Raw genomic sequence first — 18967 nt, 5'->3', positions numbered from 1 at the left:
CGCAGGCTTCAGGCCGATTCGGAGAACAGGTCGTCCGGCGGCAGCGGCTGCGACAGCAGCACGGCCAGTTCCGCCATGGCCTTGAAGATGGCTTGCGTGAGCGCCGCCGTGTGGGCGCGGGTAGGGTGGGTGTGTTCGCCGCTGACGGCCGGCAGCTCGCGCCGCAGGCGGCAGCGCAGTATCGTCAGGCCGCAGCGGCTGACGGTGGCCGCCAGCTGCGGCAGCATTTCGCGCATGTGCTGCATGGCCGAGGTCTGGGCCGCGCCCACTTCCAGCGCCACGCCGTTGCCGGTGGTCGGCTCCATCTGGATCACCACCCGGCCCACGCCCGGCAGCATCAGTTCCAGCCGCAGCGCCACGCGCGAGCGGCGGCGGCGGTTGGCGCGGTCCTGTTCCTCGTCTTCCTTGACGATGACCTTGAGCACCAGCCGCTCGGCGCCCCAGGCGTAGACGGCGAAGCGCCACGGTTCCATCTCGGTCACCAGCGGCAGGCCGGGGCGGCCTTCGCGCATGGCGGCCGGCGTGTGGTCGGCCATGAACAGGCTGGACGGCACGTGCTGGCCGCTGGCCTGTTCCAGCCAGGCGGCGCGCTGTTCGGCGTAGGTGCGCACCATGACCTGCCACGAGGCGGCCATCATCTGGGTGTCGGGCGGTTGCCAGACCAGCTGGCGCGACAGGAAGACTTGATTGGGGCGCATCGCGGCCGGATCGGCGGCGTTCGGCACCTCGGCCAGCGCGGCGGCCAGCGCTTCGACCCCCGATTGCGGTAGCGGCAAGCCTTCGGGACCGTCCAGCAGCACGCCGACCGCGCCGGGACCGCCGGGCGCCAGCGGGCCGACCGGGTAGTCGACGTCCAGCGGTACTTCGCCGGGCGCGCGCGCAACCGGTCCTGGCTGCGTAGGCTGCCGGTCTGGGATGCCCAGCGGGCGCGAAGTAGGTCCGATGCGGTCTAAAGCCATCAAGCTCGCTCTCGAAAAAATCCGATGAAAAAAAAGCCAACCGATAATCCGGTTGGCTCCTTGTATTCCTGATCCGCGAGCAGATCAGGAAGGCGCTACGATTACTGCAGCAAGGACATAACCAGGGACGACGTGCTGTTCGACTGCTTCAGCATGGCGGTGCCAGCTTGCAGCAGCATCTGGCTGGAGGTCATGTTCGACGATTCCGAAGCGAAGTCGGTGTCCATGATACGGCCAGTTGCAGCTTTGGTGTTGGTCGAAATGTTCGACAGGTTGTTGTACACGTGGTCCAGACGGTTAGCGGCCGCACCCAGCGACGAACGCACGCCGCCGACCAGGTCGATGGCGGTGTTGATGACGTCGATGGTGTTGTTGGCGGCGGTCTGGCCGGCAGCGTTGCTGACCGATGCGGTACCGTCGGTGCCGTCGGAGATCTCGGAGCCGACCGTCGCGCCAGGTGCTGCGTAGCGGGCGGTAACGCCGCTCAGGCCGGTAGCGCCGGTCAGGGTGGTCATCGCGGCCGACAGGTCGATCGACATGGTTTCTGCCTTGGTGGCGCCGATCTGGAAGGTCATGGCCGAACCGATCGTGCCGCCGTCCATCAGCTTGGCGCCGCCGAAGGTGGTGTTCTTCATAACGTTGTTCAGTTCGTTACCCAGCGCGTCGAACTCGGACTGCAGAGCAGCCTGGTCTTTTGCGGTCGACGAGGCATCGGCTGCCTGGGTGGCCAGGTCTTTCATGCGGGTCAGCATGGTGGTGACTTCGTCAAACGCGCCTTCGGCGGTTTGCAGCATCGAGATCGAATTCTGGGTGTTGCGCATAGCCATGGCCATGCCGCTCGATTGTGCTTTCAGGCGGGTTGCAATTTGCAGGCCGGCAGCATCGTCCATGGCCGAATTGACACGGAAACCGGTGCTCAGGCGAGTCTGGGAGGTCGACAGCGCCATCTGGGTGCGGGAGATCGAGTTCTGTGCGGAAAGGGCCGCAGCGTTAGTGTGAAGGCTCAGCATGAAATAACTCCTGGTAGGTGGATTCAGTTCGGAGCAACGGATCCTTTGTGCTCTCCCAAGTACAAGACGACCGTATCTGGAAGGACATTAAATGCTTTGTGGAAATTTATAAAATATTTTTCCATGGAGGCTGGAATACCGCTGTTTTGGCCTGCTGCGCAGCCTGTCCATCGCTCGATTATGAGACGGTTTTGCCGCGCCGGCGCAATAAATCGTTCCTGGAATAAAAAAACAGCGCGCCACCAAGGACGCGCTGTCGAGCTGTTGTTGCTTTTTTGTCTTACATATTCGGATAGTTCGGGCCGCCGCCGCCTTCCGGCGTTATCCAGACGATGTTCTGGGTCGGGTCCTTGATATCGCAGGTCTTGCAGTGCACGCAGTTCTGGGCGTTGATCTGCAGGCGATCCGCGCCCTCGTCGGTCTTGACGAACTCATACACGCCGGCAGGGCAGTAGCGCGCTTCCGGGCCCGCGTACTGGGCCAGGTTGACGTCCACCGGCACGCTCGGATTCTTCAGGGTCAGGTGGACGGGTTGGTCTTCGGCATGGTTGGTGTTGGAGATGAACACCGACGACAGGCGGTCGAAGGTCAGCTTGCCGTCCGGCTTGGGATAGCTGATCGGCGTGAACTGCGAGGCCGGCTTCAGGCATTCGTGGTCGGCGTGGCTGTGGTGCAGCGTCCACGGCGCCTTGCCGCGGAAGACCAGCTGGTCGATGCCGGTCATCAGCGAGCCCAGGTACAGGCCCTTGTTCAGCCATGGCTTGACGTTGCGCGCCACGTGCAGTTCCTCGTGCAGCCACGACTGCTCGAAGGCGACCGGGTAGGAGGCCAGCTCGTCGTGCTGGCGGCCGGCGCCCAGCGCCTCGAACACCGATTCCGCGGCCAGCATGCCGGATTTGATGGCGGCGTGGCTGCCCTTGATGCGGCTCATGTTGAGGAAGCCGGCGTCGCAGCCGATCAGCGCGCCGCCCGGGAACACCAGCTTGGGCAGCGACTGCAGGCCGCCGGCGGTGATCGCGCGGGCGCCGTAGGATATGCGCTTGCCGCCTTCGAAGAAGGTCTTGATGGCCGGGTGGGTCTTGTAGCGCTGGAATTCCTCGTACGGCGACAGATAGGGATTCTCGTAGTTCAGGCCGACCACATAGCCGACCATGACCTGGTTGTTTTCCAGGTGGTACAGGAAGGAGCCGCCGTAGGTCTTGCTGTCGAGCGGCCAGCCGGTGGTGTGGACCACCAGGCCCGGCTGGTGCTTGGCCGGGTCGATTTCCCACAGTTCCTTGATGCCGATGCCGTACGACTGCGGGTCCTTGCCCTTGTTCAGGTCGTACTTGGCCATCAGCTGCTTGCCCAGGTGGCCGCGCGCGCCCTCGGCGAACAGCGTGTACTTGCCGTGCAATTCCATGCCCAGCTGGAAGTCCGAGCCGGCTTCGCCGTCGCGCTTGACGCCCATGTTGCCGGTCGCCACACCCTTGACCTTGCCGTCTTCGGAATAAAGAATCTCGGCGGCGGGGAAGCCGGGGAAGATTTCCACGCCCAGCGCCTCGGCCTGCTGGCCCAGCCAGCGCACCACGTTACCCAGCGAAATCACATAGTTGCCATGGTTTTCGAAGCAAGCCGGCAGCAGGAAGTTCGGGGTCTTGATGGCCTTGGTTTCGGTCAGGAACAGCACGCGGTCTTCGGTGACGGCGGTGTTGAGCGGCGCGCCTTTTTCCTTCCAGTCCGGGATCAGTTCGGTCAGCGCCTTCGGGTCCATCACGGCGCCGGACAGGATGTGGGCGCCCAGTTCGCCGCCTTTTTCCAGCACGACGACCGACACTTCCTGGCCTTTTTCCGCGGCCAGTTGCTTGATCTTGATGGCCGCCGACAAGCCCGCAGGGCCGCCGCCGACGATCACGACGTCATACTCCATCGCGTCGCGTGGGCCGTACTGTTCAACTAGATTTTGTGGCTGTGTCATGGTCTGTTCTTATAGTGGTCAAATAGGTGGAGGAAAATTTAAGCACGAGTGTGCTTCTTTTTCGTCCGGAATGCAATGTGGGCGCCATTTTGAGGGACATTATTAGACACTGCAATCTAATACTGGCGATTTGTGTAATCATAACGATTCGACAGTCTACGCTGTCGGGAATTCGTCACCAATACCAAATACTAGGAGTAGCTCGTGGGCATAGAAGTCAACTTTGAGGGAAAAATTGCGCTGATCACCGGCGCCTCCAGCGGTCTCGGAGCCCGGTTTGCCAAAGTGCTGGCCCAGGCCGGCGCCCAGGTGGTGCTGGCCTCGCGCCGCACCGAGCGCCTGAAGGAGCTGCGCGCCGAGATCGAGGCCGACGGCGGCGCCGCCCATGTGGTCAGCCTGGACGTGACCGACTACGCCAGCATCAAGTCGGCCATCGCCCATGCCGAGACCGAGGCCGGGCCGATCGACATCCTGGTCAACAACTCGGGCGTGTCGACCACCCAGCGGCTGGTCGACGTGACGCCGGAGGATTATTCCTTCGTCATGGACACCAACCTGCGCGGCGCCTTCTTTGTGGCCCAGCAGACCGCCAAGCGCATGATCGCGCGCGCCAAGGGCGACCCGAGCAAGAAGCACCGCATCATCAACATCGCCTCGGTGGCGGGGCTGCGGGTGATGCCGCAGATCGGCGTGTATTGCATGAGCAAGGCCGGCGTGGTGCAGATGACCAAGGCCATGGCGGTGGAGTGGGGCAAGTATGGCATCAACACCAACGCCATTTGCCCCGGCTATATCTCGACCGAGATCAACGAGGAATATTTCGCCAGCGAGCAGGGCCAAAAGCTGATCAACATGCTGCCGCGCAAGCGCCCCGGCAAGCCGGAGGACCTGGACGGGCTGTTGCTGCTGCTGGCGGGGGAGGATTCCAACTTCATCAACGGCGCCATCATCTCGGCGGACGATGGCATGACCGCGACCTGATCAGAGCTGCAGGCCGACCAGCTTGTGGACCAGTTCCGACGAGGTGGCGGCCGAGAATTTGCGCATCAGCTTGGCGCGGTGCATCTCCACCGTGCGCGGGCTGAGGTCGATCTGGCGGGCGATGGTCTTGCTGGTCTTGCCCTCGACCAGCAGGGCGGCGATTTCCCGCTCGCGCGGCGTCAGCTCGGCCGTCACCGGGCGTTTTTCGCTGACGTCCTCGAAGGTCCAGATGCCCGGCCCCAGCGGTTCGGACGCCTTCATCGCATGGCCGGTGACGTGGCACCAGAACAGTTCGCCGTTCGCGCGGCGCATGATGCGCTCGTCCGAATAGCGGCCCCTGGCGTTCATGATGGGGATGATGCGGTCGCCGGTGCGCAGGAACTCGTCCATGGTCGGATACAGCACCACGAAGGACTGGCCCTGCAGCTGTTCGCGGGGGTGGCCGAACATCGCCGCCAGCGCCTCGTTGCAGGACTGGATGACGCGGTTTTCCGAGATGCACATGCCGACCGGCGCGTGCAGGAAAATGGATTCGTAGTCGATGACCGGGGCTGTGTTCATGTGTGGTGGCGGCAGGTAGTTCTACGGTATTGTGCTTTTGATTTGCGTATTCTATGCTGAGACGCCTCGTCGCTAGTGCATTTAACAATGTTAGCAACGTATTTAGCAACATAATATAAGGGACACCCATGAACAAGATCTATCCTGACGCCGCCGCAGCGCTGGCGGGCGTCGTACAAAACGGCCAAACCATTGCCGTCGGCGGGTTCGGACTGTGCGGCATCCCTGAGGCGCTGATCGGCGCGCTGCGCGATTCCGGCGTCACCGGCCTGACCGCGATCTCCAACAACGCCGGCGTGGACGGCTTCGGCCTCGGCCAGCTGCTGGAAACCCGGCAGATCAAGAAGATGATCGCCTCCTACGTGGGTGAGAACAAGGAGTTCGCGCGCCAGTACCTGGCCGGCGAGCTGGAGCTGGAATTCACGCCGCAGGGCACGCTGGCCGAGAAGCTGCGCGCCGGCGGCGCCGGCATTCCAGCCTTCTTCACCAAGACCGGCGTCGGCACCATCGTCGCCGAGGGCAAGGAAATCCGCGAATTCGACGGCGAGCAGTACGTGATGGAACGCAGCCTGGTGGCCGACGTGGCGCTGGTCAAGGCCTGGAAGGCCGACAAGGCCGGCAACCTGGTGTTCCGCAAGACCGCCCGCAACTTCAACCCGAACGCCGCGATGGCCGGCAAGATCACCATCGTCGAAGTCGAGCAGCTGGTGGAGATCGGCGAGATCGACCCGGACGCCGTGCACCTGCCGAGCATTTTCGTGCACCGCATCGTGGTCAACGCCACGCCGGAAAAACGCATCGAGCAGCGCACCGTGCGCGCCAACTAAGAACAACGGAGAGCAAATATCATGGCATGGACTCGTGACGAAATGGCCGCGCGCGCGGCGAAGGAATTGCAGGACGGTTACTACGTCAACCTCGGCATCGGCTTGCCGACGCTGGTGGCGAACTACGTCCCGGCCGGCATGGAAGTGTTCCTGCAATCGGAGAACGGCTTGCTGGGCATAGGCCCGTTCCCGACCGACGACGAGGTCGACGCCGACCTGATCAACGCCGGCAAGCAGACCGTGACGGCGCTGCCGGGCGCGGCGTACTTCAGCTCGGCCGACTCGTTCGGCATGATCCGGGGCGGCAAGATCAACCTGGCAATCCTGGGCGCGATGCAGGTGTCGGAACATGGCGACCTGGCCAACTGGATGATACCGGGCAAGATGGTCAAGGGCATGGGCGGCGCGATGGACCTGGTGGCCGGCGTCAAGCGGGTGGTGGTGCTGATGGAGCACGTCGCCACCGCCAAGGACGGCACGACCTCGCACAAGCTGCTGAAGCAATGCGACCTGCCGCTGACCGGCGTCGGCGTGGTGGACCTGATCGTGACCGACCTCGGCGTGATGGAAGTGACCGGCAAGGGCTTGAAGCTGACCGAGCTGGCGCCCGGCGTCAGCAAGGAGCAGATCCAGGCCGCCACCGGCGTGCAGCTGGACACGTCGGCCGTGTAAAGCTGGCCAGCGCGACAGGAAGGCGCGCCTCGGCGTGCCTTTTTTATTGGTAAAACAACAGTGTTTTGCTGGTTGCCTTGGCTTTTTTCTAAAACCCTTGCGGCTGGGAAATATCCCCACTAAAATGTTGAGTAATTAACTACATAATTTCTCAATGAAAACCTCCCTTCCGCGCACTGCGCTATGGTGTTTGGCCAGCTGCCTGTTGTGCATGTGGAGCCCGGGGACGCTGGCCAAAGAGGCTGCGTACAAGACTGCTGAGGCCGGGGCATGGGTGGTTCCGGTGTCGCCACTGCATGCCGCTGCCGCCAAGGCGCCGTCGCCGCGCGGCGGGGTCGCATACCTGTTGCAGGACTACCAGACACGGGTAGACCAGCGCAGCAAGACTTCGTATGTCCACACGGCCAAGCAGGCGCTTGATGGCGCTGGCGTGCAAAACGTCGCGAACATCAGCATCAGCTTCGACCCTTCCTATCAACGCCTGACGTTGCACGCGATAAATGTCATCCGTGCCGGCGCGATTTTGCCGCGCCTGCCTGGTGCCGATGTGCATTTACTCCAGCGTGAAAAAGAGCTTGAATACCTGATCTACGATGGCAGCATGACTGCCAGCGTCGTGCTGGACGATGTCCGGATCGGCGATATCGTCGAATACGCCTACAGCGTGGAGGGTAACAACCCCGTCTTTCAGAACAAGGTCACGGGCAAGGCGGACCTGGAATGGAGCGTGCCGGTCGAGCATGCGTTTGTGCGTCTGCTGCTCCCTGCAGACCGTCCGATCCAGATTACTCTGCGCAATAGCAAGTTGCAGCCCAAGCTCAGTGAAGCGGGGGGCTACCGCGATTATCGTTGGGAGCTGCGCGACATCGCGGAGCTGCGCCCGGACAGCGGCGCGCCTGCATGGTACGAGCCCTATGCCTCGGTGCGGTGGAGCGAATTTCAGGACTGGGCTGCGGTGGTGCAATGGGCCTCGCCCTTATATCAGCCGCAGCGCGATATGAGCCCGACGCTGCGCCAGGAGATCGCGCGCATCGCCCAGATGCACCCTGAGCCGGCGCAGCGCATCGCTGCCGTGTTGAAACTGGTGCAGCGCGAAATCCGCTACATGGGCATAGAAGTGGGGGCCGGATCGCACGCGCCGACCGCGCCGTCGATCGTTTTCCAGCGCCGCTTTGGCGATTGCAAGGACAAGGCGCTGCTGATGGTGACCATGCTCGACGCGCTGGGCCTGGAGGCTGCACCGGCGTTGGTGAATACTGTCGCCACGCGCGACCTGGTGAACTGGGAGCCGACGCCGGCCGCCTTCAACCATGTGATGGTGCGTGTCAGGCTGGATGGCAAGGTCTACTGGCTGGACCCGACGCGCGCCGTGCAACAGGGCGACCTGAGGCACCTCTACCAGCCTGACTACGGCTACACGCTGGTGCTGGAGCCAGGCGCGCGCGGCTTGACTGCGATGCCGTCGGCGCAGTCCAACCAGAGGACGGTTCACACCTTGTTCGACGCCAGCGCCGGCATTGCGAAGCCGGTCAGTTTCACGGTGACCAGCACGGTGCTCGGGAGCGGCGCCGACGGTCTGCGCGAGCAATTGGCTGGCAACAAGGCAGATCTGACCACGCAATATCAGAATTTCTATGCACGCCGCTATGCCCGCATCCGGACTGACGAGCCCTTGCAGATACGGGATGACGCGGTTGCCAATGCGCTGACGCTGGTCGAGTCCTATCAGATCCCCGGTTTCTGGGAGCGCAGCGGCAAACCCGGCCGGCTGGAGGCTAGCATCGAAGCGTCGGAGATCATGGCGCCGTTGAAGGCGCCGGATGCAATCAGCCGCAACGCGCCGCTGCGCCTTGATTATCCGAACGACATCACAGAAGAAACGGAAGTGCGCTTGCCCAGCAGCTGGACACTGAAACAGCGCCGCACTGCCGTCAGCGACCCGGCTTTCGAATTTTCCTACGAGGTGCTGCCGCAGGCCGACAACAAGAGCGTACTCATCAGAGCCACTTACCGGGCCTTGCGCGACCACGTCGCGCCTGGCGACATGGGTAGCTATGTCGCCCATCTGAAAACAGCGCGCGAGTCGCTAGGCTATCAGCTGAGCACAAATGACGACGGCGCGCCGTTTGCGGGGGAGTCGGCGGAATCGAATTCGGCCAGATCCGGCCAGTGGACGGCGCTATTGATGGTGGCCGGGGTGCTGCTGCTGATTTGGCGGCCTGTCGCGGCGCGCTGGCGCGCCGCCGCACCGGAACACCATGAGGTCAACCAGCGCCTGGCGCTGGCACTGCTGCCGCCGGTGGCGACGGCCGTGTTGATCTTGCTGCCAGCGGTATCGCTCGAGTTCTCGCTGTCGGCGTCCGCAGTGATTTGGGCTTTACTGTCGCGGTATATGTGGCGCACCGTATCCATGGTGCCGGCAACGCACATTGCCTATGGCTGGGCGCAGCGCTGTTATCGCTTGGGTAACGATGAATTGCTGATTTTCTGGCTGTCGTTGGCTCGAAAACTGCCACCGCTGATCGGTTGGTGCGTCATCGGTGGCTTCGTCGCCAAGCTGCTGGCTTGACCCGTTACACTCGCGCAGGCACGCCCGTGCTGGGTCTTGCCGACGGCTGCCTGCAAAACAGTTTATACAGTATGGCGATTTCGCTGTGGCCGTCGTGGTGCAGGTCGCCGATGCGGATGGCGGATAGGATCAAATCGGCGAGTGGGTTTCCTTCCCGGAATGTAAAGGAAAAACGCCCCGCAGGCCGTCATGCGGCGTGCGGGGCGTGGCCGGGCCAAGGCTGATCAGTGCGCGTGGCGGGTCAGCGGTTGCAGGTCCGGGTCGGTCACGGTCGAGCCGGGATTGTTCAGTTCCTTGTGCAGCGTGTCGTGGTTGAGCTCTTTCTCCCAGTGCGACACCACCACCGAGGCGACGCCGTTGCCGACGAAGTTGGTCAGCGCGCGGCATTCGCTCATGAAGCGGTCGATGCCCAGGATCAGCGCCATGCCGGCCACCGGTATGGTCGGCACCACCGCCAGCGTCGCCGCCAGCGTGATGAAGCCGGCGCCGGTGATGCCGGACGCGCCTTTCGAGGTCAGCATCGCCACGCCGAGGATGGTCAGTTCCTGCGTCAAGGTCAGGTCGGTGTTGGTGGCCTGCGCCACGAACAGGGCGGCCATGGTCATGTAGATGTTGGTGCCGTCCAGGTTGAACGAGTAGCCGGTCGGAACCACCAGGCCCACCACGGACTTAGAGCAGCCCAGGCGTTCGAGCTTGGTCATCAGCGAAGGCAGGGCGCTTTCCGAGGAGCTGGTGCCCAGCACGATCAGCAGTTCTTCCTTGATGTAGTTGATGAACTTGAAGATCGAGAAGCCGGTCAGGCGGGCCACGGTGCCCAGCACCACCACCACGAACAGGAAGCAGGTCAGGTAGAAGCAGCCCATCAGCGTGGCCAACGGTTTGAGCGAGGCGATGCCGTATTTGCCGATGGTGAAGGCCATCGCGCCGAACGCGCCCAGCGGGGCGACTTTCATCACGATGCCGACCACGCCGAAGATGGCCGACGACAGGTCGTCGATCAGCTTGGTGACCGGCTTGCCGCGCTCACCCAGCAGCGACAGCGAGAAGCCGAACAGGATGGCGATCAGCAGCACTTGCAGGATGTCGCCCTTGGCGAAGGCGTCCACCACGGTGTTCGGGATGATATTCATCACGAAGTCGACGGTCGACTGGTGTTTGGCTTTTTCGGTGAACTCGGCGATGGACTTGGTGTCCAGCGTGGCCGGGTCGGCGTTGAAGCCGGCGCCTGGGCGGATGATGTTGGCGACGAACAGGCCGATCACCAGCGCGAAGGTGGAGATCACCTCGAAATACAACAGCGCCTTGCCGCCGACGCGGCCGATCTTCTTGATGTCCTGCATGCCGGCGATGCCGGAGACCACGGTGCAGAAGATCACCGGTGCGATGATCATCTTGATCAATTTGATAAAGCCGTCGCCGAGCGGTTTCATGGCGACCGCGTCGGAAGGGTAGAAGGCGCCCAGCAGGATGCCGCATGCGATGGCGAACAATACCTGGACGTATAGAACTTTATAAAACGGCTTTTTCACGGGGTCTCCTCGTGTTCTTGTGAGGAGGCCATCATCCGACAAAATAAGAGACATCACCATTGTGGTTAACCGCATTCACAACAGTGATATCCCTTATGCAAGGTTACTGGGCTACCCAGCCGCCATCCATATTCCACGCCACGCCACGCACCTGCTTGGCCGCGTCGCTGCACAGGAACACTGCCAGCGCGCCCAGTTCCTCCGGCGTGACGAACTCGCCGGACGGCTGCTTGTCCGCCAGCAGGGCCTTCTTGGCGTCCTCGTTGCTGATGCTGTCCTTGGCGGCGCGGGCGTCGACCTGCTTCTGCACCAGCGGCGTGAGCACGAAGCCGGGGCAGATGGCGTTGACGGTCACGCCGGTGGTGGCGGTCTCCAGTGCGCTGGCCTTGGTCAGCCCGATCAGCCCGTGCTTGGCGGCGACATAGGCCGACTTGCCGGCCGACGCCACCAGCCCGTGCGTGGAGGCCAGGTTGATGATGCGGCCCCAGTTGTTGGTCCGCATGCGCGGCAGCACCAGGCGCGAGGTGTGGAAGGCCGAGGTCAGGTTGATGGCGATGATGGCATCCCACTTCTCGACCGGGAAGTCCTCGACGTTGGCCACGTGCTGGATGCCGGCGTTGTTGACCAGGATATCGACGCCGCCGAACTTGTCGCCGGCGAAGGCGATCATGTTTTCGATCTCGGCCGGCTTGGACATGTCGGCGTTATGGTACGCCACCTGCACGCCGAATTCCGCAGCCAGGCCGGTCTGCAGCTGGGCGATCTCGGCGGCGTCGCCAAAGCCGTTCAGCAGCACGTTGGCGCCTTCCGCCGCCAGGGTGCGGGCGATGCCCAGGCCGATGCCGGAGGTGGAACCGGTCACCAATGCCGTCTTGCCGCTCAAAGTCTTGTTTGCCATAGTGTCCTCAGTGGGGTTGGAGATTAAAGTCGTGCTGCGCTACACTTCGGTAGGATTTTAAGCGTAACGCCCGGTAAAATGGTATTTCTAAACAGCATTGCACAAATCACTATAAAAACCACCAAGGAAGTCGCATGTTCGAAGCAAAAATAAAGTCTGTTCAATGTCTGTCTCTGGCTGGTTTGCACCGCATGTCGTACAAGGAATGGGGAGATGAGAGCAACCCGAACGTGCTGGTGTGCGTGCACGGCGTCACCCGCGTCGGCGACGACTTCGACAACATGGCGCGCGCGCTGGCCAGCGACTACCGCGTGATCTGCCCCGACATCGTCGGCCGCGGCCGTTCCGGCTGGCTGAAAAATCCGCAGCTGTACCGCATTCCGCAGTATGTCAGCGACATCGTCACCCTGCTGGCGCGCGTGCTGCCGGACGGCGAACAGGCGAGCGTCGACTGGTTCGGCACCTCGATGGGCGGCCTGATCGGCCTGGGCCTGGCCTCGCTGCCGGACAACCCGATCCGCAAGCTGATCCTCAACGACATCGGCCCGGTGCTGGCGCCGGTGGCCTTGCAGCGCATCGGCGACTACATCGGCCAGGACCTGCGCTTCGAAACGTTCGACGACGCCGCCAAGTTCATCCGCGACGTCTCGCTGACCTTCGGCCAGCACACCGAGGCCGAATGGCATAAACTGGCGAGCGACGTGCTGCGCCAGGATAAGGACGGCAAGTGGATACGCCACTACGACATGGGCCTGGCCCTGCCGTTCCGCTCGGCCACGCCGGAATCGGCCGCGGCCGACGAGGCGATGCTGTGGGCGGCCTACGACGCGATCCGCTGCCCGACGCTGCTGGTGCGCGGCGCCGAGTCCGACCTGCTGACCGCCGAGACGGCGGCGCAGATGACGCAGCGCGGCCCGAAACCGGCGCTGGTGGAAATCGCTGGCGTCGGCCACGCGCCGACCTTCATCCACGACGACCAGATCGCCATCGTCAAGCAATTCCTGTTGGGTTAATGTAAAGAAGAAAAGTATGGAAATCAAACGACTGCATGTAGGCAAACGCTTGTCCGAAGCGGCCATCCACAACGGCACCGTGTATCTGGCGGGCCAGATCGCCGACGACAAGACCCAGGACATCCGCGGCCAGACCCGCGAAGTGCTGGGCCACATCGACCGCCTGCTGGCTGAAGCCGGCAGCGACAAGACCTGCATCCTCAGCACCACCATCTACATCGCCGACCTGGCCGACTTCGCCGGCATGAACGAGGAGTGGGACGCCTGGGTGCCGAGCGGCCACACGCCGCCGCGCGCCACCGTGGAAGCCAAGCTGGCCGATCCGGCATGGCGGGTAGAGATCATCGTCGTCGCGGCGCAGCGCTAGGGGCATCATGGTTTCTATCACCGCGCTCACGAGCGCAACGTCGGAGCAGCTGGTCCAGGGCCTGTCGCCCGACGACAGCGCGCGCATGCTGGCGGCGCTGGACTTCGCCAGCGGCGCCTACGGCGACAAGGTCTGCGCCAGCGGCCAGCCGGCCATCGACTTCGCGGTCGGCGTGGCCGGCACGCTGGCCTTCATGCGCACCGACGTCGAGACCCGCATCGCCGGCCTGATGTTCGAGCTGACCCTGCTCGACACGGCGCAGGCGCCCATCATCGAACCGCGCTTTGGCCAGGAGGTCAGCGACCTGGTGGCCGGCGTGCGCCAGCTGATACGCCTGCGCGAACTGACGCAGACCCAGGGGCAGGGCCAGCCGGGCGCAGTCGCGCGCGGCCGCAACGCCGCGCAGATGGCGGTGGCGCAGGTCGAAACGCTGCGCAAGATGCTGCTGGCCATGGCCTCGGACATGCGCGTGGTGCTGGTGCGCCTGGCGTCTTGCGTGACGACCCTGCGCTACTTCGCCGACATCAAGCTGTTCAACGAGATGACCAGCGCCTACGGCCGCGAAACGCTGGACCTGTACGCGCCGCTGGCCAACCGGCTGGGGATCTGGCAGCTCAAGTGGGAGCTGGAGGATTTGTCGTTCCGCTTCATCGAGCCGGAGGCGTACAAGCGCATCGCCAAGATGCTCGAGGAAAAGCGCATGATGCGCGAAGGCTTCGTCACCTCGTCGATCGCGCGGCTGCAGTCGGAGATGTCGGCGGCCGGCATCCGGGCCGAAGTGTTCGGGCGTCCCAAGCACATCTACTCCATCTGGAGCAAGATGAAGGGCAAAGAGCTCGACTTCACCGACCTGTACGACGTGCGCGCCTTCCGCGTGATCGTGGCCGACGTCAAGACCTGCTACACGGTGCTGGGCGTGGTGCACAACATCTGGACCCCGATCCCGAAGGAATTCGACGACTACATCTCGCGGCCGAAATCGAACGGCTACCAGTCGCTGCACACGGTGGTGACGGCCGAGGACGGCCGGCCGCTGGAGGTGCAGATCCGCACGCAGGAGATGCACAGCTTCGCCGAGTATGGCGTGGCGGCGCACTGGCGCTACAAGGAAGAGGGCGGCTCCAACTTCGCCGGCCAGAAGTATGACGAGAAGATCGCCTGGCTGCGCCAGCTGCTGGCGTGGAAGACCGACGTGGCCGACGCCGTGGTCGGGCAGGAAGAGCAGCAGCGCGAGTGGGTGGAGAAGCTCAAGTCCGCCGCGCTGGACGACCGCATCTTCGTGCTGACGCCGCAGGCGCGCGTGCTGGAGCTGCCGGTCGGCGCCACGCCGGTGGACTTCGCCTACCACCTGCATAGCGACGTCGGCCACCGCTGCCGGGGCGCGCGCGTGGACGGCGTCATGGTGCCGCTGAACACGCCGCTGAAGAACGGCCAGACCTGCGAGATCATCACGGCCAAGGGCGCGCCCGGCACGGCCGGTCCATCGCGCGACTGGCTCAGCGATGAGTACACGGTGGCCACCCGCACGCGCTCCAAGATTCGCGCCTGGTTCCATGCGATCGACATGCAGGAGACGCTGTCGCATGGCCGCGCGATGGTGGAGAAATCGCTGCAGCGCGAAGGCAAGACGGCGGTCAACCTGGAAGCGCTGGCCAACAAGCTGGGCTTCGCCAAGGTGGACGACCTGTTCCTGTCGGTGGGCAAGGACGAGTTCAGCCTGCGCCACGTCGAGCAGGCGCTGCACGACACCGGCGAGCCGGCCGAGCCGGAAGACGCCGTGGTGCTGGGCAAGAGCAAGGCGTCCAGCGTGGACCAGGGCGCCAAGTCGGGCGTGCTGGTGGTGGGCACGGACGGCTTGATGACGCAGCTGGCCAAGTGCTGCAAGCCGGCGCCGCCGGACGGCATCGTCGGCTTCGTCACGCGCGGCAAGGGTGTGTCGATCCACCGCACCACGTGCAAGAACTTCGCCGAGATGCGCGCCAAGGCGCCGGAGCGGGTGATCGTGACCGAGTGGGGCCGGGCCGGATCGGACACCGTCTACCCGGTCGACATCTTCATCCTGGCGGGCGACCGCCAGGGTCTGCTGCGCGATATTTCCGAGATCTTCTCGCGCGAGAAGATCAACGTCATCGGCGTCAACACGCAGAGCGCCAAGGGCTTCGCGCGCATGACCTTCACGGCCGAGATCGGCGCCACCGCGCAATTGCAGAAAGCGCTGAACGCCATCGCCGAAGTGACCGGTGTCCAGGAAGCCCGGCGCGCCTAAGCTTCGGCCAGCATCGCGGCCCGCACCGAGGGGCGGGCCGCGATGCGGCTTGAATAGTCCGCGACGGCCGGCCAGTTGTCCAGGCTGATATCAAAGAAGGCAAACCATCCCAGCACCGTGTACAGATAGGCATCGGCCACGGTGAACTTGTCGCCCATCAGATAGTCCTGCTGTTGCAACGTGTGCTGCAGGAACGTCATGCGCTTCTGCAGCTTGTCGCGGAAGATGGCGGTGGCGGCCTCAGGCATCGCGCGATTGAACAGCGGCGCGGCGCCGGCGTGGATTTCGCTGCCGATGAAATTCAACCACTCCTGCAAGCGCACGCGCTGCCAGCTGCCTGGCGGCGGCGCCAGTCCGGCCGACGGGTTCAGGTCCGCCAGATATTGAACGATGGCCACGCCTTCGGTCAGCACCTCTCCATTCTCCAGTTCCAGCGCGGCGACATAACCTTTCGGGTTGATGCTGCGGAAGTCCCTGCCCTCGGCGGTCAGCTTGGTTTGATTGTCGACGCGTACCAGCTCGTAAGGCAGGCCCAGCTCCCGCAATACGATGTGCGGCGAGAACGAGCAGGTATGCGGTGCGAAATATAGCTTCATATTGGATTCCTTAAAAACGATGAGGCTACACTGTAGGCGCCGGGTTGTTGGCTGTAAAATTAATGTTTCATAAGCTAGGTATTAGGTTTTCTAATGATGAATTTGGCCCATTGGCGCCTGCTGCTTGCGGTCGCCGACACGCGCAACATCTCGCGGGCGGCGGAGCAGGTCGGCATCACGCAATCCGGCGCCAGCCAGGCGCTTGCGCAAATGGAGGCGTCACTGGGCGCGCAGTTGTTGATACGCGAGCGGCGTGAGGTCAGCGTCACCGCGTTCGGGGAGCAGGTCGTCGCGCATGCCCGCGCGATGCTGGTGGAGTTCGATGCGATCCGTTCGCTGGCCCATGCCGCGCAAGGCTTGCATGCCGGCCGGATTCGGGTGGCCGGCTTCCCGTCCGTGATGACCACCGTGCTGCCGCCGCTGCTGCAGGCCTTCAAGCGCCGCCATCCGGGCATCGACGTCGTGGCGTTGGAGGGGACGGACGATGAGGTGGAGCAGTGGCTGGCGGATGACACGGTCGAGTTGGGTGTGGTGCTGAATCCCGCGCCGGGGCGGGAGGCTATCATCATCGGCCGCGATGCCTGGGTGGCGGTGGTGCCGACCCATCATCCGCTGGGGCGCCGCTCAAGCGAGCAAGGCATCGCATTGGCCGAGTTGGTCAATGAACCGTTCGTGCTGGCGACCGGCGGCTGCACGGTGCATGCGCAGAGCCTGGCCGAACAGGCCGGCGTCACGCTGACCGATATCCGCGTCACGGTGCGGGACCTGGGCAGCGCTGCCGTGCTGGTCAGAGAAGGGCTGGGCGTGTCGATCATACCCGAATCGGCGTTGCCGGAAGACCGGCGCGGACTGCGCATCATGCAACTGCAGCCGCGCCTGTATCGCGAGTTCGGCCTGCTCCGTTCGCAATCCGGCCGCGCCTCCGCTGCCGCCCAAAAACTTTGGGGTCAAGTCTGACATTCGGACACGAGCTCTTCCGTAGCGGGCATGCTACAGAAGAGCTCGTGTCCGAATGTCAGACTTGACCCCACCGGTTTTAAGCGATGATTTTCGCGACGCGCGCTTCGATGGCTTGGGCCAGCAGGTGGATGTGGTAGCCGTCGACGAAGCCGTGGTGGGCCAGCACCGACATGGTCATTGTCAGCCTGCCGTCGGCGCGCGGGTCGCTGAAACGGCCCCAGGCCAGCGAGGGAATGTCGTAGTTCTCGTGGCGGTAGATCGGATGCTCGATCGCCACCAGCTTCAGCCACGGCATGCAGGTGATGTGCACGTTGCGCTTCTTGTCGAGCGGGCTCAGCGCTTCGGTGGTGTTGATCAACGCGTCGCTGGCTTCGGCGATCTTCTTGGCCTCCACGCTGCGCGCCACGAACTCGCGCAGGTCCGACGAGCGCGTGAAGCGCGCGAAGTTCAGGTTGTTGTCCCGGTTGAGCACAGTGTACGACGCCATGAAATCGTCGATCTTGATGACTTCGCCCTCGTAGACGCGGTACATGAAGTTGTCGTTTTCCTTGAGCGAGTTCAGCACGCAATACAGGAAGAAGTGGAACGGCGGCAGCTTGTGTTCCTTGCAGTAGGGGCGGAAGTCCGCCACCTCCAGTTCGAAGCTCAGGTTGACCAGCGGGTTTTCAAATGAGGCAAAGGCATTGTATCGGTCGCGGCGTTTTTCAAAATTATGCATCGTGGGTTACTTCTGCTTGTAAGGTGATGTGGTCGATGCCGTGCTTTTCCAGCAGCATGGACTTGATGTTGAACAGGATCTCGGGCCAGCACGCGAGGTCGGTGATTTCGACATGGCCGATCAGCGCCGGGTGGCCTGGCGACATGTCCCACACGTGCAGGTCGTGCACCGAGCGGACGCCGTCTATCTTGCCCAGGTCGGCGCCGACGCTCAGGTAATCGATCTGCTCCGGCACGCCGCCCATCAGGAAGTGATACGACTCGCGCAGCACGTCGACGGTGGATTTCAAAATCAGCAGCGCGACAAACAGCGACAGCAGCGGATCGATCTGCATCCAGCCGGTGTAGTAGATGACGGCGCCGGCGATCAGCGCGGCCACCGAGCCCAGCAAGTCGCCGATCACATTGACCAGCGCGGCGCGCGTGTTCATATTGCTGTCGCCGCGCGACAGCATATAGGCCAGCACCACGTTGATCAGCAGGCCGATGCCCGCCACCACAAACACGGTGCCGCCTTGCACCTGCTCCGGCTGGGAGAAACGCTGCACCGCCTCGAACACGATCCAGCCCACCAGCAGCAACAGCACCAGGCTGTTGACGAAGGCCGCCAGCGCCTCGGCGCGGCCGAAGCCGAACGAATGGCGTGCCGACGGCGGCCGCTTGGCGATCAGCTGCGCCAGCAGGGCCAGGCCCAGCGCGGCCGCGTCGGTGACCATGTGGCCGGCGTCGGAAATCAGCGCCAGCGAGTTGGACATGAAGCCGGTCACGACTTCGACCACGGCAAATCCCAGGGTCAGCGCCAGCGACCATGCCAGCACCGACTGGCTGCGTTGTACATTGTAGTGGGCGTGCTGGGCGTCGCCGTCGCGGTGCTCGTGCAGGTGGGCGGACGGCGAGGGCGGCTGCTCTACGCTAGTGTTGGCGCGGGTTTCGGCTTGCATCGGCTTCTTGTTGTAGTGGGAACTCCCATAGTTTAAAGGATGTCGATGACTAGCGTATGGCATCCTCATAGTGCAATTTGTAAATGTTTCCTATGAATGCCCTTGTTTTTCTTCGGATCGCTCTCTATAATGCTGGTCTTCGGG

17 protein-coding genes are annotated in these 18967 nt (G+C 63.4%); 8 read left to right on the top strand and 9 right to left on the bottom strand.

Annotation, left to right across the window (positions count from 1 at the left end; all coding sequences use genetic code 11):
• Positions 1-8: 8 nt before the first annotated feature.
• The 3 genes from AC07WS_RS18260 to AC07WS_RS18250 form a co-directional block, all read right to left on the bottom strand.
• On the bottom strand, positions 9-959 hold the full coding sequence (locus AC07WS_RS18260; RefSeq protein ID WP_494730448.1) for a hypothetical protein: 951 nt from the start codon (positions 957-959) through the stop codon (positions 9-11).
• 101 nt (positions 960-1060) lie between these two features.
• Positions 1061-1969 (bottom strand): flagellin N-terminal helical domain-containing protein, encoded by a 909-nt coding sequence (locus AC07WS_RS18255; RefSeq protein WP_494730447.1) that lies wholly within the window; start codon positions 1967-1969, stop codon positions 1061-1063.
• Positions 1970-2249: 280 nt separating this feature from the next.
• Positions 2250-3926 carry an electron transfer flavoprotein-ubiquinone oxidoreductase gene (locus AC07WS_RS18250; protein WP_494730446.1) on the bottom strand — a complete coding sequence of 559 codons (1677 nt, stop codon included), beginning with the start codon at positions 3924-3926 and terminating at the stop codon, positions 2250-2252.
• Between the two features lie 204 nt (positions 3927-4130).
• On the opposite strand from AC07WS_RS18250, the gene AC07WS_RS18245 reads away from it, so the two are divergent.
• Complete coding sequence (locus tag AC07WS_RS18245; protein WP_494730445.1) at positions 4131-4907, top strand: SDR family oxidoreductase; 777 nt, start codon at positions 4131-4133, stop codon at positions 4905-4907.
• Here the strand turns inward: AC07WS_RS18245 and AC07WS_RS18240 are convergent, their stop codons facing one another.
• Positions 4908-5468, bottom strand: coding sequence for a LuxR C-terminal-related transcriptional regulator (locus tag AC07WS_RS18240; protein WP_494730444.1), 561 nt, complete (start codon positions 5466-5468; stop codon positions 4908-4910).
• Between the two features lie 128 nt (positions 5469-5596).
• Between AC07WS_RS18240 and AC07WS_RS18235 the strand changes: the two genes are divergently transcribed.
• The 3 genes from AC07WS_RS18235 to AC07WS_RS18225 all read left to right on the top strand — a co-directional run bounded on the left by AC07WS_RS18235 (position 5597) and on the right by AC07WS_RS18225 (position 9536).
• The gene (locus AC07WS_RS18235) at positions 5597-6295 is read left to right on the top strand and encodes a CoA transferase subunit A (protein ID WP_008449436.1); all 699 of its coding nucleotides are present in this window, start codon (positions 5597-5599) and stop codon (positions 6293-6295) included.
• A 21-nt stretch (positions 6296-6316) separates the two neighbouring features.
• Positions 6317-6967, top strand: coding sequence for a CoA transferase subunit B (locus AC07WS_RS18230; RefSeq protein ID WP_494730443.1), 651 nt, complete (start codon positions 6317-6319; stop codon positions 6965-6967).
• A gap of 154 nt (positions 6968-7121) precedes the next feature.
• A complete protein-coding gene (locus AC07WS_RS18225) occupies positions 7122-9536 on the top strand; it encodes a DUF3857 domain-containing transglutaminase family protein (protein ID WP_494730442.1) in 2415 nt (804 codons plus the stop codon).
• A gap of 224 nt (positions 9537-9760) precedes the next feature.
• Here AC07WS_RS18225 and AC07WS_RS18220 read toward each other — a convergent pair whose 3' ends face one another.
• Positions 9761-11119, bottom strand: a complete 1359-nt coding sequence (locus AC07WS_RS18220; protein ID WP_494730441.1) for a dicarboxylate/amino acid:cation symporter — start codon at positions 11117-11119, stop codon at positions 9761-9763.
• Between the two features lie 49 nt (positions 11120-11168).
• A complete protein-coding gene (locus AC07WS_RS18215; RefSeq protein WP_161098353.1) occupies positions 11169-11963 on the bottom strand; it encodes a 3-hydroxybutyrate dehydrogenase in 795 nt (264 codons plus the stop codon).
• Positions 11964-12097: 134 nt separating this feature from the next.
• Here AC07WS_RS18215 and AC07WS_RS18210 point away from each other — a divergent pair, with 134 nt between their 5' ends.
• The 3 genes from AC07WS_RS18210 to AC07WS_RS18200 are packed head-to-tail and all read left to right on the top strand — an operon-like array spanning position 12098 to position 15609.
• On the top strand, positions 12098-12976 hold the full coding sequence (locus AC07WS_RS18210; protein ID WP_494730440.1) for an alpha/beta fold hydrolase: 879 nt from the start codon (positions 12098-12100) through the stop codon (positions 12974-12976).
• A gap of 16 nt (positions 12977-12992) precedes the next feature.
• Positions 12993-13343, top strand: coding sequence for a RidA family protein (locus tag AC07WS_RS18205; RefSeq protein ID WP_117011392.1), 351 nt, complete (start codon positions 12993-12995; stop codon positions 13341-13343).
• Between the two features lie 7 nt (positions 13344-13350).
• Positions 13351-15609, top strand: coding sequence for a RelA/SpoT family protein (locus tag AC07WS_RS18200; protein ID WP_494730439.1), 2259 nt, complete (start codon positions 13351-13353; stop codon positions 15607-15609).
• Here AC07WS_RS18200 and gstA read toward each other — a convergent pair.
• On the bottom strand, positions 15606-16205 hold the full coding sequence (gene gstA, locus AC07WS_RS18195) for a glutathione transferase GstA (RefSeq protein ID WP_494730438.1): 600 nt from the start codon (positions 16203-16205) through the stop codon (positions 15606-15608). The two genes, AC07WS_RS18200 and gstA, sit on opposite strands and share 4 nt — an antisense overlap.
• Positions 16206-16298: 93 nt before the next feature.
• Here gstA and AC07WS_RS18190 point away from each other — a divergent pair, with 93 nt between their 5' ends.
• Complete coding sequence (locus AC07WS_RS18190) at positions 16299-17162, top strand: LysR family transcriptional regulator (RefSeq protein WP_494730437.1); 864 nt, start codon at positions 16299-16301, stop codon at positions 17160-17162.
• A 79-nt stretch (positions 17163-17241) separates the two neighbouring features.
• Here AC07WS_RS18190 and AC07WS_RS18185 read toward each other — a convergent pair whose 3' ends face one another.
• The gene (locus tag AC07WS_RS18185) at positions 17242-17883 is read right to left on the bottom strand and encodes a CatA-like O-acetyltransferase (RefSeq protein WP_494730436.1); all 642 of its coding nucleotides are present in this window, start codon (positions 17881-17883) and stop codon (positions 17242-17244) included.
• Positions 17876-18823: a cation diffusion facilitator family transporter gene (locus AC07WS_RS18180; RefSeq protein ID WP_494730435.1), complete on the bottom strand. Its 948-nt coding sequence runs from the start codon at positions 18821-18823 to the stop codon at positions 17876-17878. The genes AC07WS_RS18185 and AC07WS_RS18180 overlap by 8 nt, the downstream gene beginning before the upstream one ends.
• Between the last annotated feature and the right edge of the window lie 144 nt (positions 18824-18967).

The organism is Duganella sp. GW821-FHT01E12 (assembly GCF_059422325.1).
The sequence above is the reverse complement of the archived record's forward strand: the minus strand, read 5'-3'. Positions and strand labels throughout refer to the sequence as shown.